The sequence below is a fragment of the Paenibacillus endophyticus genome, from assembly GCF_014192395.1.
GTDB classification, from domain to species: domain Bacteria; phylum Bacillota; class Bacilli; order Paenibacillales; family Paenibacillaceae; genus Pristimantibacillus; species Pristimantibacillus endophyticus.
Map to the genome: position 1 here is coordinate 218,048 of NZ_JACHXW010000002.1, position 17,101 is coordinate 235,148.

19 protein-coding genes are annotated in these 17,101 nt (G+C 47.8%); 3 read left to right on the forward strand and 16 right to left on the reverse strand.

Translation table 11 applies throughout. From position 1 onward, the window contains the following. Positions 1-136: 136 nt before the first annotated feature. From FHS16_RS03615 to FHS16_RS03665, 11 genes are all read right to left on the reverse strand, one after another. Entirely contained in the window at positions 137-2,077 is a 1,941-nt protein-coding gene (locus FHS16_RS03615) for an ABC transporter permease (protein WP_183558971.1), read from the reverse strand. Next, positions 2,052-2,828, reverse strand: coding sequence for an ABC transporter ATP-binding protein (locus FHS16_RS03620; protein ID WP_183558973.1), 777 nt, complete (start codon positions 2,826-2,828; stop codon positions 2,052-2,054). Before FHS16_RS03620 ends, FHS16_RS03615 begins: the two co-directional genes overlap by 26 nt. Before the next feature lie 145 nt (positions 2,829-2,973). Then, complete coding sequence (locus tag FHS16_RS03625; protein ID WP_183558975.1) at positions 2,974-4,050, reverse strand: sensor histidine kinase; 1,077 nt, start codon at positions 4,048-4,050, stop codon at positions 2,974-2,976. Then, positions 4,047-4,778: a response regulator transcription factor gene (locus FHS16_RS03630; RefSeq protein WP_183558977.1), complete on the reverse strand. Its 732-nt coding sequence runs from the start codon at positions 4,776-4,778 to the stop codon at positions 4,047-4,049. Before FHS16_RS03630 ends, FHS16_RS03625 begins: the two co-directional genes overlap by 4 nt. A gap of 11 nt (positions 4,779-4,789) precedes the next feature. Next, positions 4,790-5,929 carry a PAS domain-containing sensor histidine kinase gene (locus FHS16_RS03635; protein ID WP_183558979.1) on the reverse strand — a complete coding sequence of 380 codons (1,140 nt, stop codon included), beginning with the start codon at positions 5,927-5,929 and terminating at the stop codon, positions 4,790-4,792. After that, positions 5,922-6,578 carry a response regulator transcription factor gene (locus tag FHS16_RS03640; protein WP_183558981.1) on the reverse strand — a complete coding sequence of 219 codons (657 nt, stop codon included), beginning with the start codon at positions 6,576-6,578 and terminating at the stop codon, positions 5,922-5,924. Before FHS16_RS03640 ends, FHS16_RS03635 begins: the two co-directional genes overlap by 8 nt. A gap of 102 nt (positions 6,579-6,680) precedes the next feature. Further along, complete coding sequence (locus tag FHS16_RS03645; RefSeq protein ID WP_183558983.1) at positions 6,681-7,112, reverse strand: GAF domain-containing protein; 432 nt, start codon at positions 7,110-7,112, stop codon at positions 6,681-6,683. Positions 7,113-7,547: 435 nt separating this feature from the next. After that, positions 7,548-7,853, reverse strand: coding sequence for a hypothetical protein (locus FHS16_RS03650; RefSeq protein WP_183558985.1), 306 nt, complete (start codon positions 7,851-7,853; stop codon positions 7,548-7,550). A gap of 125 nt (positions 7,854-7,978) precedes the next feature. Further along, positions 7,979-8,341 (reverse strand): HesB/IscA family protein, encoded by a 363-nt coding sequence (locus FHS16_RS03655; RefSeq protein ID WP_183558987.1) that lies wholly within the window; start codon positions 8,339-8,341, stop codon positions 7,979-7,981. 145 nt (positions 8,342-8,486) lie between these two features. Continuing rightward, positions 8,487-9,824 carry a polysaccharide deacetylase family protein gene (locus tag FHS16_RS03660; protein WP_183558989.1) on the reverse strand — a complete coding sequence of 446 codons (1,338 nt, stop codon included), beginning with the start codon at positions 9,822-9,824 and terminating at the stop codon, positions 8,487-8,489. A 45-nt stretch (positions 9,825-9,869) separates the two neighbouring features. Further along, complete coding sequence (locus FHS16_RS03665) at positions 9,870-10,586, reverse strand: hypothetical protein (RefSeq protein ID WP_183558991.1); 717 nt, start codon at positions 10,584-10,586, stop codon at positions 9,870-9,872. Between the two features lie 333 nt (positions 10,587-10,919). On the opposite strand from FHS16_RS03665, the gene mqnE reads away from it, so the two are divergent. Both mqnE and FHS16_RS03675 read left to right on the forward strand, forming a co-directional pair. Further along, positions 10,920-12,023, forward strand: a complete 1,104-nt coding sequence (gene mqnE / locus FHS16_RS03670) for an aminofutalosine synthase MqnE (RefSeq protein WP_183558994.1) — start codon at positions 10,920-10,922, stop codon at positions 12,021-12,023. Between the two features lie 62 nt (positions 12,024-12,085). Then, positions 12,086-13,153: an NAD(P)/FAD-dependent oxidoreductase gene (locus FHS16_RS03675; RefSeq protein WP_183558996.1), complete on the forward strand. Its 1,068-nt coding sequence runs from the start codon at positions 12,086-12,088 to the stop codon at positions 13,151-13,153. Between the two features lie 18 nt (positions 13,154-13,171). Here FHS16_RS03675 and FHS16_RS03680 read toward each other — a convergent pair whose 3' ends face one another. After that, positions 13,172-13,432, reverse strand: a complete 261-nt coding sequence (locus tag FHS16_RS03680; RefSeq protein ID WP_246431578.1) for a YuzB family protein — start codon at positions 13,430-13,432, stop codon at positions 13,172-13,174. Between the two features lie 98 nt (positions 13,433-13,530). Between FHS16_RS03680 and FHS16_RS03685 the strand changes: the two genes are divergently transcribed. Beyond that, entirely contained in the window at positions 13,531-13,776 is a 246-nt protein-coding gene (locus FHS16_RS03685) for a NifU family protein (RefSeq protein ID WP_183559000.1), read from the forward strand. A gap of 114 nt (positions 13,777-13,890) precedes the next feature. Here the strand turns inward: FHS16_RS03685 and FHS16_RS03690 are convergent, their stop codons facing one another. The 4 genes from FHS16_RS03690 to FHS16_RS03705 form a co-directional block, all read right to left on the reverse strand. Further along, positions 13,891-14,667 carry an SDR family oxidoreductase gene (locus FHS16_RS03690; RefSeq protein ID WP_183559662.1) on the reverse strand — a complete coding sequence of 259 codons (777 nt, stop codon included), beginning with the start codon at positions 14,665-14,667 and terminating at the stop codon, positions 13,891-13,893. 25 nt (positions 14,668-14,692) lie between these two features. Continuing rightward, positions 14,693-15,406, reverse strand: coding sequence for a Cthe_2314 family HEPN domain-containing protein (locus tag FHS16_RS03695; protein ID WP_183559001.1), 714 nt, complete (start codon positions 15,404-15,406; stop codon positions 14,693-14,695). A 227-nt stretch (positions 15,407-15,633) separates the two neighbouring features. After that, the gene (locus FHS16_RS03700) at positions 15,634-16,566 is read right to left on the reverse strand and encodes a COX15/CtaA family protein (protein ID WP_183559003.1); all 933 of its coding nucleotides are present in this window, start codon (positions 16,564-16,566) and stop codon (positions 15,634-15,636) included. 167 nt (positions 16,567-16,733) lie between these two features. Further along, a complete protein-coding gene (locus FHS16_RS03705; RefSeq protein ID WP_183559005.1) occupies positions 16,734-17,075 on the reverse strand; it encodes a thioredoxin family protein in 342 nt (113 codons plus the stop codon). Positions 17,076-17,101: the final 26 nt, after the last annotated feature.

Genomic DNA, 17,101 nt, shown 5'->3' on the forward strand with positions numbered 1-17,101 from the left:
GAAGAATATTTAAATGTGCAGTTTGCCGTTTAGCCTTAATAACTGTCCAGTTTGCCGTTTAGCCTTAATAACAAAGGGGTTATTCCATCATCAAATTGCTGACTTATGGGATAGCCCCTTTTACAAATAAAAATCGTTATGCACTTGCACCGCGAAGCATGCTCTTCATATAGCTGCTGCATGCAACGAGGAAATAGATGGTCTGCATCGCAATATAAATGCCAATTACGATAAAGGAATATATCCAATTGGAGGATTGCATCATATTATCGAGCGCCTTCATCGCGAACAACGCGTGGGCTATGCCTACCACTACGGGAACAAAAAACACGATACCAACCTGCGTGACGACGATTCTTCGAATCTCGCCCCTCGTCATTCCAATTCGAGTCAACGCCCTAAACTGGGCTTGATCATCCTGCAGCTCTGTAAACAGCTTGAAATAAATCATGCTGCCGGAAGCGATAAAGAACAGCAAGCTAATGAACATACCGATGAACAGCGTCAAAGATACCATCTCATTGATGTCCTTCAATCGATCACTGCGCCTAAAATCCGTCTGACCTTGAAGCTCTTCGGGAACCAGCTTGCTTAGCTTTGCTGCCGTTTCGGACGAGTCCTCCCAATTGCGCAGCTCGTAGCCGTACATCGTAAACAATTGGTCTTCCGGCACGCTTGCGCGCAGCTCCATGTAAGAAAAATCATCCATCACGAGCGTATAAGAATTGCTGTCAAGCCAGTTCATGACATTCGCTTCCAACAAGCCGCCAACCTGAATCTCCGTTTGTTTGCCGTTAACAGTTCCGCTCACTACACCTGACTTTTTCTCTTTTCCGATAAACTGCGTAACGAGCGTCACCTTCCCATTCTCGGGATGAAGACTTGGCTGGTCGTTGAATGCAGCAAGACGATTGTAGTCCGTGGCGGAAATAATTAATGCATCAGATTTTGACTGCCAAGACTCTTCTTTCCCCCACTGTATCGCATAATTATGAATAAGTACGCCTGCTGTTATCGATTCATGCGCAATCGTAAAACCGTCCTCGGCCACAATGCGCTTCAGCTCAGCCGGGTCAATCACATCATGAGTACCCAGCCCCTTTTCACTGTATGCAAGGGTATATGGAGATCCGTAAAGCAAGTTCTGTTTCGAACCAACCTGCAAAATATAAACCGTTCCCAGCGCCGTCATAATGACCGCACTCAGAATCGAAACAATAAACAAAATACGCGCATTGTCTCTGATTTTATAGCCTAGCTGCGCGAAAACGATCATATTGGTGCGCTTATAGTATAGAGCGGAGCGCTTCTGGATGAACCGCAGCAATAAAATGCTGAGCTGGGTAAACAGGAAATACGTTCCGATGATGACTGTAATCAATATAGGCAATGTCAATACGAGAAACGTCTCGCTATTCATGATGAATGCCATTCCGTAAGCCGCTAGAAGACAAAAAACGGCGACGGCAACCAACCAGCGCGAAAACACGAGCTGGCCTTTCGGCTTTCGCGCGGCTTTCAGCAGATCTACGATTTCTGTGCGGCCGATACGCAATGCCGTCCCTACGGAGATAACCATAAATAGGACGAAAAACCCGCCTGCCGTCAGTCCGATGGCTTTTAATGGCGCTGCGAACGGTATGGATTCTTCTACATTCAGGAGTACCGTCAAGGCCATAAAAAACAGCTTGCTGAACAGCATGCCAAGCCCAATTCCAACGACGATCGCCATGATTGCAATCGCAGCATTCTCATAAATAACAAGCTTGCGCAATTGAGTCTTTGTCATGCCGAATAAGGAAAATAAGCCGAACTCCTGCTGCCTCGTTTTCAGAAAAGCCGAATTCGAATACAGCACGAATAGGAATGAAAAGATAACGATAATGTATTCACAGAATACCATCCCCATACGAATCTTCGAGGCCGCCATAATATGGCCGCTTTCAACGCCGGGATGATAGAGAAACGCCGCATAAATATAGAAAATCATAACGGAGAACACGCTGCTCAGAAAAAATGCGCTGTATGACCGCCAGTTCCCCCGGATATTGCTAAGCGCGAGCGAACGGAACGTCATCGAAATTACCCCCCAGCACGCTGAGCGCATCTAAAATTTGTTGAAAAAAGGCCTGTCGGTTCGAGCCGCGGCGAATTTCCGAGAAAAATTTGCCATCCTTAATAAACACGATCCGCTGGCAATAGCTCGCAGAGAATGGGTCATGCGTAACCATAAGCACCGTAGCCTTAAAACGCTCATTCAAGTCCTTAAGCGAATCCATGACATCCTTGGCGGACTTGGAATCCAAATTTCCCGTAAGCTCATCCGCAAGCACAAGCGAAGGCTGATGGATGATAGCGCGCGCAATCGCTGCTCGCTGCTTCTGGCCCCCCGACACTTCATAGGTTCGTTTGTCCAAAATCGGTTTTATTTGCAGCAGCTCGGCGAGTGAATTCAGTTTGAGTTCAATTTGCTTTGGCGCTATCCCATCAAGTACGAGCGGCAATATAATATTTTCTTTGATCGATAGCGTATCCAAGAGATTGAAGTCCTGAAATACGAAGCCCAGCTCGCGACGGCGGAACAAGGCAAGCTTCTGGTCACTCAATTTGCTTGGATTAATACCGTTAATCTCAAGCGCGCCTGAGGTTGGACGGTCGATCGTAGACAGCAAGTTAAGCAGCGTCGTCTTCCCGCTCCCTGACGGACCCATTACCCCTACGAATTCCCCTGCTTCCACCTGCATCTCAATATCCTCAAGAGCTTTATACGCTACATTGCCTTTGCTGCTGTATATTTTGCCTAACCCTTGTGCTTTAAGTACACTCATTGCATTCTTCCTCCCCGAATCTATCCAAGTCATTTCCTTCAATACCCTTAGTATAGACGCGAGGGATGCTTTGAACCCATCGATTTCCCTTTCAATTATGCGCTGGATACCTTACAAAGTTGTCACTTATCCAGCTTGCCGTCACTTAGCCTTGCAGGATATGGATGCCTCGCGGCTGGAATGTCACCGTCATCGTCGTACTCTCGCCAATTACCGAGGATGCACTCATCTCATGGCCCAGCCGCGTGCATACCTGCTTGGCCAGATAAAGCCCCATCCCTGTTGATTCTCCCGTCGTTCGTCCGTTCTCGCCCGTGAAAAACGGATCGAAAATACGCGGCAGCTCATGAGGGGCGATACCGATTCCATCGTCCGTCACCTTCATCCTTCCGCCTCCATTGCTGAAATCCTCCAAAGTGAAAACGAGCTTCTTGGCGCCAGGCTTGCTTTTGCTGTATTTAATAGCATTGCTAACGAACTGGTTCAAGACAAACGCCATCCACTTCTCATCGGTCTCCACCCATGCCACGCCTTCTATACGCGGAAAGATAGAATGACGTATGCACAGCTTCTTATGCGCGTTAACGACCTGCCTTGCCAGCTCGTGCAGAGGAGTGCGCTCCACATGCAGATCGATTTCGAACTTTTCGAGCCGCGCCGTATAAAGCATCATCTCCAGGCCGCGCGACATCCGGTCGGTCTCCTCCTGCAGGCTAAGGGCGAGCGAGCGCTGCTCCTCCTGTGTAGACGCAGTTTTTTGCAGCGCTTCCTGCGCCAGCAAATCAACGACAGAAACAGGCGTCTTCATATGATGGACCCATTGGAGCACAAAGTGGTTGTGAAGCTCCTGCTGCCGGCGATACTTGCCCAGCTCATTCAAGTAAGCCCGGTTCTGCTCCTGAAGCATTTTGGAGACAAGCTTCTGCTCCTGTGTCACGGTTGATTTGATGATCCTCGTAGCCTGAAGCTCCTCCGAACGGGAAATAGCTTCAATGAGTTGCTTAAAATAAGCACGCTGGCGAGCATAGTCGACTGCCAGCCAAGTGCCAAGAAAGAATAAGCCCAGCACAATGAAATAATACACGGCTCCAAGCTCAACGAGACCCGGATAGCGCTCCCGTTCAAGCAGCAGCATGCTGACAGACAACAGTAGCAGCAATAATGCCATAAATATAAACAGCAGACGATCACGCAAAAACAACGCCAGCGACAACCCTCTCATCGCGGCGTTTCCTCTGCCATATTCAATTTGTAGCCTTGTCCTCGCACCGTTTCTATCGCTTTAGGGAGACCAAGCTCCTCCAGCTTCTTGCGGAGCCTAGTCACATTGACCGTTAACGTATTGTCATCAACGAATTGCACGTCATCCCATAACGCCTCAAGCAATTGCTCGCGTGATACGACGATGCCTGGCTGCTTCATGAAGCATTCAGCCAGCAGCTGCTCATTTTTCGTAAGCTCAACGCGCTGCCCTTTCCACGCAAGCTCATTTCGTGCCAAATAAAGACGAAGGCCTCCTGCTGCTAGCTCCGCAAGAGACTGTCCCTCTACTCCGCTCGAAGCCGACGAGCTTGGCGCCGCATATTCCCCGTAAGAGCGCCTTAACACGCTTTTCACCTTCGCCATTAACAAATCCAGGTGAATCGGCTTCGTAATATAGTCATCGCCTCCGTTCTCTATGGCCATGACCTGATCCATTTCTCCCGCCCTTGCGGATATGAAAATAATGGGGATGCTTGAACGCATCCGAATTTGCCTGCACCAATAGTAGCCGTCAAAGTATGGCAAATTAATATCGAGCAGCACTAGCTGCGGATCATAGGCTATAAATGCAGGCATAATATCGCGAAACTGCGTAATGACCGAAGCCTCAAACTCATACTTGACCATATTATTTTTGAGGATGGACGCAATTTTCTCATCGTCCTCCACAATCAGGATACGGTACATGTCAATCCTCCTTATGTAGCGTCACTCGACTGATACTTGCTCGCTTCTTTAGGAACAACAAGCTGCACCGCGGTTCCCTTGCCAAGCTGAGACGTTATATCCAGCTGGCCGCCAATACTCCTGGCGCGTTCCTCCATGCTGAATAAGCCCACGCCTCGCTGCGCTTCCGAAGCAATAAACCCATGCCCGCCATCCACAATGCGAATGACCACCTTCCTAGGCAGCTCCTCAATCATGACCTCTGCCTCCGCGACATCCGCATATTTGGCAATATTCGTAAGCGCCTCTTGTATAACGCGGTAAATCGCCGTTTCCTTCATAATGCCCAGCCGGCTCTTAAGATTGCAATGCAGCTGGACGCGAATGCCGAAATGCTGTGAATAATTATCCGTATACGTTCTAATAGCGGGTACCACTCCCAGATCATCGAGGACGGATGGACGAAGCTCCCACGCCAAGCCGCGAATATCCTCCATCATCCCGGATACATCGCTGCGCAGCGCCGTCAGCTCGGTTAGCCCGTTATGATCGCTTATTAAACGGTCCAGCCTTATGAGCAGCGAAAATAAGCCCTGCCCGATTCCGTCATGCAGCTCCCTTGATATTCGTTTGCGCTCATCCTCTTGTATCTCGATGACCTTAACCATCATTTCCTTCAGCTCCTGCTCGGCCCGCTTTCTTTGCGTCACCTCGCTGCGGATCGCTAAATACTGATAAGGCTTCCCTGCCTCATCAAGGAATGGCACGATGGTCGTGTTCACCCAATAAAAACTGCCGTCCTTCGCGCGATTTTTGACTTCCCCACGCCAAACCTCGCCTGCGGTAATCACTTCCCACAGCTCTCGAAAAAATTCGCGCCCATGATGCCCGGAATTAATGATGCGGTGATCCTTTCCTAGCAGCTCGTCACGATTATATTTGGATATTTCGCAAAATTTATCGTTGACGTATTCAATCTTGCCCTTGTGGTCCGTAACCGCGACAATGGAGGATTCATCCAGGGCAAACTTTACGTCGGCCAACTGTTTAAGTGACTGATTCACTTGCGCAAGCATCGATTTATCGTCGATTTCGTTCTCAAGGACAGATAGCAAATAATCGACATCCGAACCGATAATTTGGGCGTAGTGCTTGCCGCTATGCTTAATCATAATTCAGCAGTCCTTTCTTGAGCGCGAATTTGATCAGCTCCGGCCGCGTTCTAAGCCCAAGCTTATCCATGACATGGCTTTTATGCGTTTCCACCGTTTTGACGCTAATAATCAAGCTCTCCGCTATTTCTTTGTTCGAGTAGCCCTTGGCTATCCATCCGAGAACCTCTTTCTCCCGTTCCGATAACGTGTCATAGGGCCCTTGATCCGCGCCGCCTTGGCGCAGCTTAACCAAATATTCGCTCATTAGCCGTTTCGTAGCGGTTGGGTACAGGTAGGCGTTCCCTTGGGCTACCGATTGAATCGCGGACAGCAGCTCATCATGCGGCGCGTTTTTCAAAATATACCCAGAGGCCCCGATATGAATCGCTCTGAACAGATATTCATCATCGTCATGCATCGTTAGAATAAGAACCGCCGTTTCCGGCAGCAGCTGCTTCAATTCCGTAGTGGCTGCCATGCCATCCTTGCCGTGCGGCATGCTAAGATCCATCAACACCACATCCGGCAGCAATTGCTTTGCAAGTACTATTGCTTCATCGCCTTCCGATGCTTCCCCTACAACTTCAATGCCGTGCTTGCCGTGCAGCAGCATTGCCAAGCCGGATCTAACCATCGCATGATCATCACAAATCAGCAGCTTAATCATTATGTATTCTCCTCGCCCAATAGCTTATTCCATGCCTGTTCTTTTATCGCTATTATACCTTACATTGCCATATGAAGCGCCTATAACAAACAAAAGGCGTCCTTATTCCAGCAAGGACGCCAGTTCTATAGCGGCATGAGTAGCCTGATTGAGCTCATCTGCAAGGTAGCTGCTATCTGAGCGCCTGCCTATCAGCACAACGCCGCTTATCTTATTATTAATCGCAATTGGAACGCTGACGGCAATTCTAAGCTGCTCCGTCAATAAAATCGGCTCGCCAAGCTTGAATCGCTCTCGATCCGACATTGCCGTATTCGCCGCTGCCTGTCTGCCTGAGCGGATTGCTTTGCCTGACAGCCCTGCTGTGGCCTTCTGCTCAACGAGGTTCGTTCGTTCGCTTGTCCGGCCCGCCGAACGTGACCAACGCAGCCTGCGACCGCTCGAATCCATCATGCCAAGTATAGCGAAATCACTGTTTGTATCTATTTGAAGCTGATCGATGCAGGCAGCGATAGCCGATTCAACCGTATTCATTGGCACGCCTCCTTAAGGAATGTCGGACTATCCTATCGCTTCATTATAAATCGGTAACGATGCTTTGTATGTCAGGGAATTCCCTGAATTATTGCAAGGGAAGCATAGAAAAAAGGAGCCCTTTGATAGGCTCCTTCTCCGACGGTGTTTGATCGTATGAGTCTCTTCGCATCTAACACTTCACAATATTAAGAATACTTGGGCACCGCTTTTTCACAATCCTGTTTTAAGGGATTGCTTATGGCGTGTGTGTTCAGATTGTCTCTGCGACACAATCCCCTCGCTTTCAAAAAAGCTTAGTGATTAAATAAGTTCCTCCTGCAGTCCTAGCACCAAAAGGTCCAACGGAACCACACCTCTCTTCACACCGTCAACACTATCTTGTCCGTTTTTTGTTTCCTTTATTCAAATGCCATATATTTTTTTTCAATTGGCTTACGAATGAAACATATAGGTCATTTCCGTTGCGAAAAATACGATAACGAACCCGATGACTAACAGCATTTTGACTGTCGTTGCTTTATTTCGCTTAGGTATTGCACTATTCTCGGCCTTGCTTGTCCATGTTCGTTTCTCCTTGCCAGCTGTGCTTGCCGTGTGACCGCAGGAGCAGCTTAAGGGAGAATGGAAGGTATAGCCTTGCATCGTTAGGTTATAGCTTCCTTTCGGAATCGTATGCTTTCTGCCGCACGACGAGCACCCGACTTCGATAAAATGTCTATAATCATGAATAAATTTCATACGCTGATATCCCCCAAGATGATTGATTGATAGACGTAATGCTAAGAAACGAACAAAAAAATCTTCCGGGAAGCCCATCGATTCGATAGGCTTTCCGGAAGATGCAATTCATAATGGCTGACCGATTAGCATTCCCCAGCAGCAGCCGGCTTGCCTGCGTCGCTGGCCGTACGGAACGAGGAGCCGCAGCCGCATGTTGCGCTGGCATTCGGATTCTCGATGGTGAAGCCCCCACCCATTGCCGATTCCTTGAAATCGATCACAAGGCCGTTCAAATATTTGATGCTGTCCTCGTCAACGACAACCTTCAGCCCTTCCATGTCAAGCGCTTTGTCGCCTGCTTGCTCCTCGTCATCAAAGCCCATGCCGTAGGAAAAGCCGCTGCAGCCGCCTTCCTTGACGCCGATACGCAGGAAAAGCTCAGGTCCGCCTTCTTCCGCGAGCATTTCTTTTATTTTGTCAGATGCTGTGTCACTGATCGTGATCATGCTACATCCCTCCGTTATCCATCTAGTTCATCTCTTATGCTACTCACTTACTTATTTACAGTATAACGGAATGTTTATGCGGTATCAATCGGCAAGTTGCCAAGCAGCGCTCATTTTTCTTGAGAATGGAACCATTATGAGGATGTTATTCAAATATAACGAACTTTAATTTTTTATTTTTAAGATATTTTATAATGGCTGGCAAAGCCTTAACGGTCTTTTCTTTTTCATGCAGCACGTATATGCCGCCGGAAGGATCTACTTTGTGAAAATAGCTCATAATTGCGTCAGAGCTGTCTGCTTTCCAATCCTCGGGATCGCGGTTCCACATTAATACCTTCATTTTATTTTTATGCAAATCTTCAATGAGCGTATCTGATATCGAACCGTAAGGAGGTCGGAAAACGGTATTCGTTTGTTTCGTAAGCTTTTCAATTGCCTTAGCAGCCATACCCACATTTTCCAATTTCTCGTCCCGCTTCAGATGCTCCAAATCGGCGTGATCCCAGGAGTGGTTGCCGACCGACATCTTCTGATCGCTTGCATAAGCGACAGCATCAGGATATTTTCGGGTGTTTTTCCCAATGAACAAAAATGTTGCAGCCACCTTCTGCTCTTTAAGTATGTCAACGATCTCTTCCGTATAAGCCGATGGTCCGTCATCGAACGTTAGGGCTACATATCCCTTTGGCAAGGCATATATGGCTTTGTCGCCTTCAAGGACATAGCTTTCATATAACTTATCTTCATCTTTAAGCTGTTCTTCTTTTAGCTGTTCTTCTTTTAGCTCTTCTTCTTTAAGCTCTTCTTCTTTAAGCTCTTCTTGTGCAGTTGAGAACGAAACAGGTCGTGGTTTCTCGTTTTGGCTCACCGAATATACAGCCGTATTTACATGAAGCCTGTCACGATTATCAGTCTGGGCAGGCTGCTCATAAAGCGAGCTTGCTGCATTCACGCTCAGTGTAAGCGAATCATCCTCTTCATTGAATAGTCTGTCGCTCGTACTGATTACCGCAATCATGATGAACAGACTAAATGCGGCCAAACGAAAGAATACCTGTCTTTTAGGCTGGCTTGTTCCGAGCTTGGTTATACGCATTGGCTTCAGTTGCGATGCTTCGTGTACCGGGGATAACCTTTCAGCTTCGTCGACTGGGACGATGCCTTCCTTCAACAACTGAAGCTTCGCGATATATGCTGTGCTGCAAGCAAAATACAAGGTTGAGCGCAAGTCGCCTTCTTTATAGGAAATGTGGCTGTAATGGAGCCTACGGTAAGGGTCCCACTTCGTATATAGCGACAGCCTAGACCTGCCTCTACTCTGCGGCAATATAGAAAGAACTTGATTATATGTATACTCGTCTAATTCAACAACGCAATCCGTACAGGCAGATTCTCGAGATATACGTACCGCCATCTGATAGCCGTTTGCACTTTGTTGAAGCGATAGTAGCTCGATCATTTGGACTGGGTCGCTTTCCATAGTTGTCTTCAAATCTCCTTTAGCGGCAGCAGGCGGAACAGCAGCTCAATGCTCATCCGAACCGTCTATCCGCTTTGATTGATTCTGACCTAGAGGCAATGACATTCGGCTGGTAAAATCGCTGATCATGTTTGCCAAATATGCTTTTTCTTGGCGCATCGTTTCGTATTTTTGCTTTAGATGCGTGTTTTCCACTTCCAGTCTGCCAATTTTTTCTTCCAAATCATTGATTTTCAAATTTTTATCTGCATTAGCTTCATTATGTTTTTGCAGTAAACTACTGTATTTCTGCCGTTCCAGTTCAATAACGTTTTTGAGTTCATCTGTTTCACTGGACATCTCGGTCTGGAGCTCCCGAAAGTCCTCCATCACTTGATCGACCTTCAAATTTTTCTCCACAAGCTTGTTCTCAAGCTCAAGAATATTTTTTTCGCGCTCTTCGATTACTTTGTTTAAATTTCTCGTATCCCGGTTAAGACGATCTACGTGACTATTGGAGTGATTAAGCCGATCTTGAAGCTCATTGATGTTCAGCTCGGTATGTTGCCTCGATTGAATAATCTGTTCCACCGCAAATACGAGATCAAGCGATTTCTTGTCCATATTTGCTTTGCTTGCCGGACTCATAATGGAAGCGAACTCTTCTTTATCAACCGCTTGCTCCAGGTCCATGTCTAGAGCCTTAACTTCTACAGCTAACCCGGAACCTTGCTCCCGGTGTTTTTCTGCTGGGTCTTTCTTCTTAAAAAATGGAGTAGCCAATTCCAACACCTCTTCCATATATATGTCAAATTTTGTCGAACACTGTTAAATCTATTATAGAATAATTGCCATTTTCATAATCGAGACTTTGTATCTATATTTTCTAGTAAATCATAAGTCCTATTTTCGGAATAAAACCAAAGAAAATAGTACCATTTATCCATAAATTATTGAGGAATGGTTAAATTTCAATTCATTTGATGGATTACCTTTAAATTTGTACTTCGTGGATATTGCCCCTGCTACGTAGGAGGTTTATAATAGTTACAGCTTCTTTAATCGGAATAGAAAGTTCTTTTTTTCACAATCTTAAGAAATTGAGGTGGCTACACCATGAACGTCGTTATACCTACAGAAGATTCAAAAATGCAGCACATCATTGAAAAAGTGCGTCATGGACAGCGTTTATCATTAGAGGATGGCGTTTACTTATATGAATCCGATGATTTGCTCACAATAGGGCAGCTTGCCAATGAAGTTGCGATTCGAAAAAACGGCAAAAAGGTTTATTTTATTGAAAATATGAGTCTTTACTTTACGAATGTATGTGAGGCGCACTGCGCATTCTGCAACTTCCGCAAAGATGAAGGCGACGAGGGCGCGTATACGCTGAGCGGCCCGGAGATGATTGAATACGTCGAAAAGCATTTCCACCCTGGTGTCCGTGAATTCCATATCGTAGGCGGACACAATACGAACGTGCCGTTCCAATATTATGTGGATTCTCTTAAAGCATTGAAGGAGCGTTTCCCAGAAGTAACGTTAAAAGCATACACCGCAGCGGAGATCGACTTTTTCTCACGCATCAGCGGCCTTTCGTACAAAGAAGTGCTGGAGGAGCTTATGAAAGCCGGCCTTCAATCCCTTACCGGCGGCGGTGCTGAGATTTTATCCGATCATTACCGTAAAAAAATGCGCGTCGATAAAGCGGACGTTACCCAGTACTTGGAAGTACATCGCACTGCCCATCAGCTCGGCTTGCGCACACACACGACGATGCTCTACGGCTCCATTGAAACCAAAGAAGACCGGATTCGTCATTTGATGCATATCCGCGAGCTTCAAGACGAAACGAATGGCTTCCTTGTCTTCATTCCTCTCTCCATGCAGCCGATTAATCCGCGTGCCGGCATTCGCCGCCGCAACTCTGCATTCGAGGATTTAAAAACGATTGCGATCAGCCGTTTGATGCTTGATAACTTCCAGCATATTAAAGCGTATTTCATCAATATTGGCGTACAGCTGACCCAAGTTGCCCTAACAATGGGCGCATCGGATGCACATGGAACAATCGTCAAGGAGAAAATCAGCCACGCAGCTGGCGCACTGACTCCGGAAGGCATTACGCGCGAGGATCTGATTTGGCTCATTAAAGGCGCTGGCCGTATCCCGGTCGAACGCGACACGTTCTACAACGAAATTAAAATTTACGAATGAGTAATCGGCAACGCGAAAGCACAAAATAGATTATCATCAAGAGGCGTGGAGTTGGAAATTATATGAGAAAACTTATTATTTTGGGAGGCGGCTACGGTGGTCTAGCAATAGCTAACGAGCTGCTGGAGAAACAGCTTCCCTTGGACGTTTCTATCGTACTCATTGATCGGATGCCGTTTCAAGGCTTGAAAACCGAATATTACGCGCTCGCTGCAGGAACCGTATCGGATCTCGAGCTGCGCGTGAAATTTCCTGTTGATCCAAGAATTTCGCTGGCATACGGCGAGGTGACCGATGTGGATATGGAGCAAAAGCTCGTCCACATCGAGGGCCAGGAATCACTCGTATTTGATTGGCTTGTCATCGGTCTCGGCTGCACCGATAAGTATCATGGGATTGAGGGGGCTGAGCTGTTCTCGACAAGCATTCAGACGTTCTCGGCTGCAAGACAAACCTACGCGCAGCTGAATGATGTGAAGCCTTATGGGCAAGTCTCTATAGTAGGCGGGGGACTCAGCGGTGTTGAAGTGGCAGCTGAGCTGCGTGAAAGCCGGCCTGATCTTAATATACGGATTTTGGACCGGGGACCGAGCGTGCTGTCTGCCTTCCCAAGCAAGCTGCAATCATTTGTGGCGGAGTGGTTTCAGGAGCATAACGTGGAGATGCGCGGTCATGTCGGCCTTACTCGGGTTGAAGGCGGCATTCTACATGACTGCAATTCAACGACTCCGATCTATACCGACGTTACCGTATGGACGGCTGGCATCCAGCCTGTACCCCTCGTGCAGCGGATGAATCTGCCGAAGGACAATCAAGGCAGACTCATCATCAACGAATATCATCAGCTGCCTGATTACAATGACGTATTCATCGTTGGCGACTGCGCTGCCCTCCCGCTCTCGCCTAGCGGCCAAGCGGCTGGCGCCCAAGGCAAGCAGATCGCGGAGGTGCTGCAAGCCATCTGGCATGATAAGACGCCTCGTCTCGGCAAGCTGAAGCTCAAAGGCGTTCTTGGTTCGCTGGGTAAAAAAAGCGGCTTCGGCCTGATGGGTGGAACAGCCATCATGGGCCGAGTGCCGCGTCTGGTCAAAAGCGGTGTATTGTGGCGCTCCAAGCGTCACCTAGGTTAGTACGGAGAGCATGAAGCGTTACAGATCATCCAGCAGCTTGTCCAGTGCTTCCTTATCGGCCTGCTGCTGATCAATCGCCTTCAGTATATGCTCATAAAGCTCATCTGCCGACTCTGCAGATACAATTGCGCCGTCTACTAATGCGAATGGATTCAAGTAGCATTCGCCGCAATTGCCGAGACAGCCGTATTCCGTAACCTCGAATGCATCATTATCTTCAAATATTTTCATTATACGGTCCGTGCCATGATGCATATTACTGGCACAAAACTCGATCATTGGCTTAAACACCATGCTTCACCTAACTTTACTTAGTTACTATCCATTTTCAATTGCTTCACTTTGTACTATAATAGGGGAGAAAGGAGATGATTGCAATGAGTGAACAAGTACAAGATACGATGTATGACGAAGTGCTCGACGTACTCGATAAGCTTCGTCCGTTTTTGCAGCGCGATGGCGGCGACGTTGAACTCGTCGATGTCGAAGGCGGCATCATCAAGCTTCGCCTTATGGGAGCATGCGGCAGCTGCCCAAGCTCGACGATCACGCTTAAAGCGGGAATCGAACGCGCTCTTCTTGAAGAAGTTGACGGTGTCATCGAAGTCGTTCAAGTATTCTAAAATATAAGAACGCGTCTATACCGCCTTTGCATGGCAAATGCTGAAGAGTCTTGTCGGCGGAAAGGAGCTTATGCTCCCTTCCTTACCGAGAAGACTCTTTTTTTGAGCGTATAATTAGAACATTCCTTTAATATTGGCAACGATAGGATCAAAGCCTCCGGTAACATCAATGACATTTCCCGTTAGGAAATTAGACTGTCTGTCGCAAAGAAACAGCACGACGCGCGCAACATCCTCGCCGGCGCCAGGCCTTCCAATCGGCGATTCATTGTCATATTCCTCTTCCACTTCGGCAATCGATCTTTCCTTGTTAACGCCTCGAATATCACCAGGTCCAATCAAATTAACGGTGATGCCGTGAGGAGCTTCCTCTACCGCCAACGATTTCGTAAACGACACAAGCCCTGTCTTCGCAGCAGCATACACGGCACGATGCGGCCAAGCTCTTGCCTCTCCGGCGTGACCGAAGCCAAAGTGGATGACCCTGCCCCATTTCCGTTCACGCATGCCCGGCAGCAGTCGATGATCAAGCAGCATCACGCCTAACAGATTGCCGTGGAGCAGCCTAATAATCGTCGCCTCATCGTATTCGCTGAAGAGCCGCCGCTTGCGAACGAAAGGCCCTGCGTTATTGACAAGAATGTCCACACCGCCTGCCCAGCGCTCAGCAGCTTCAGCCAGCTTTTCTGTCCCTTCAATGGTTGCAACATCTGCCTGTACCGTTATAGCTTTGACGCCAAGCTGCTCAATCTGCGCTTTTACCTGCAGAGCTTCGAGTTCGCTCTCGTAGTAGTTAATGACCATATTACAGCCTTGCTCAGCCAGCTGGATCGCCGTTCGCTTGCCGAGTCCTTTCGCGCTCCCTGTGACTAATGCTGTTTTGCCTTCCAGTCCCACGAGTTTTCCCCCCTCGGGATTATGTGTTCTTCTTCCTCATTAAACCACAAGCATACTGAAACGTAAGCAGCAATGACTCCATGGCCAGATACAAACCCTGTGTCAGCTCAGCGGATTGCTCTGCCACGTTTTCAAGCTTAATTTCTTCCCCGTACATGCGGTTGCTTTGGATCAAATCATCCTGCATCTCCGAGTTCATGTAATGAATCTCCGTATTCCTGCGTTTGCGCAGCCTAGTCATCGACTCCTTGTACTTCTCTTTCACATCGTTCAGCTTCCAGGTTAGCTCAGGATGCGCTTTCTTCTCCCGCATATTGCGCAATACGGTGAAATAAGAGAAATGTGCTTTGATCCGCTCCGTTCTCATATCCAGCAGTTCATTAAGTAATGTACCCAGCTTGTCGAGCAGAGAAAAGACGCGGATAAAGGCATTTTTATCGAAGTAGATATAACGATTATAATAGATTCTTTCCTCATCTGTCATTTGCTTAAGCGAGGTTGCCTTTACTTTATGTTGGAATTTCAGCGCGACATAGTGGCTTTGCTCCAGCTCATCCAAAGAAGATCGCAGACCGAGCGTCCAAATTTCATATTTGCGGAGCTGCTGGGCATCAGCAGCCCCTGCTTTTATTTTTTTGGAAAGAATGGCATTGAACTGATCCATATGGCGAAACGTTTCCGCCAGCATGCCATCCGCTTCTCTCATCGGTTCATCAAACATGAAACGCAGCATGATTGTACAGTCCCTCCACGTGAATTTGACTGCCGCCTGCTCTGAACAGCAATCCGTAAAGCGCTAAATAACAGGCAAACCTGCAAGCGAAGGATACGCATCTGCAGGCTTGCTGAATGGGCATCACGGACTGAAGCAGCATTTGCCTACCTTCAGCATGTCCCATATTTAGTTTTCTCTCTCCAACTCGTCCTGTCCGCACTGTTCCGAGCAGTCGCTTATCAACGCTACATTTCCGTTTTCCCTTCGCGCAACCGCCAAGAACGAACTAATATATCCATTAATAAACCGAACAAGCCGGTCACAATTAAATTATGGAGCAGGTTCGTGAACAAAAACCAATCTGTATTGGTTATCGTAATCGTCAGCAATGCACCGCTGAAAATTTGGGTAATGACAAGTCCAAGTGTCCATCCAGCGTGCTTCGTTAAGCCTGCTCCGCCTTCGCTGACCTTTCGGATATGAAGGTATAAGCCTGCTAGGCTGATTGCTAGCACCAAAGCAGCTACGCGGTGAATGAATACGGCCCCTGTAGCTCCATTGATTTCTGGGACGATCTCTCCGTTGCATAACGGCCAGCCTAGGCATCCGCCGCCTGATTCGGTGTGCCGGATGAATGCCCCCAAATAAATGACGACATAGCTGTATATCGCTGTCGCAAGCACGCGCGGGAATATCGAACGCGGTACTGTAAACACTTTGGCAGGGCCGCTTTTTACGCGGAACGTCCAGATCACGAGCAGCAGGGTCGCTGCAAAAGCGATTAATGAGATGCCAAAATGAATGGCCATAATTGGCGGCGATTGCGGCCACATAACGGCAGCAGCACCCATAAGCGCTTGGATAATTGTAAACAAAAGGGCTCCGCCAGCGTAAAATAACGGTTCTTTATAACTAGCCTTGTCTTTCCTGAATTTGAGTATGAGGGCAATGACAGAAGCGAGAACAAGCAGACCTTCGAATCCTGTGATTAGCCGATGCGAATATTCGATTAGAGACTCGATCGTATAAGCTGGAACGAATTTGCCGTGGCACAAAGGCCAGTCATCACCGCAGCCGCGTCCAGAATCCGTATTCGTGACAAGCGCCCCTCCGAGCAGTACAAGAAGCATTCCGATGCACGCAGCGATTGCCAGCGTGCGAAAACGCCCGGTTACCATTATGAAATCACCTTATTTCTTGTTTTAATAACAGTTCAATTATAGCTATAAAAAAAAGCAAAAGCCATGTTGAAAATGTGACACTTCAGCGCACATACCTCAACAAAAAGGAAAGCCCGCGTTTCAGGGATGGTACATTCCCCCAATACGCGGACTGGCATTTCCTTTTAATTGAGCGCTTCGCTTACTTGTATGGCACGATCAACGAACGACTCAATTTCTTCCCTCGTCTTCCGAAGCTTGCTGACAAACCTGATGATTTCCGAACTGCTGCGAAAGGCGATAAAGCTAGGGATACCTAGAATGTTCAGCTCGGAGCAAAGATCGGGAAGATCGTCGCGATCCAGCTCAACGAAGCTCACTTTGCCTTCATATTGACGTTCCAAATCCGGCATGAAGGGATCGATAAAATGGCAATCCGCGCACCAGGTCGTTTTGAATACGGCAATGGTAAGGCCTTCGCTTGCGACTGCTTCGCGGAAAGCGGCATCTGTCGTTAATTTTCTCATGTTGCACCCCTTAACGTTCTGAATAA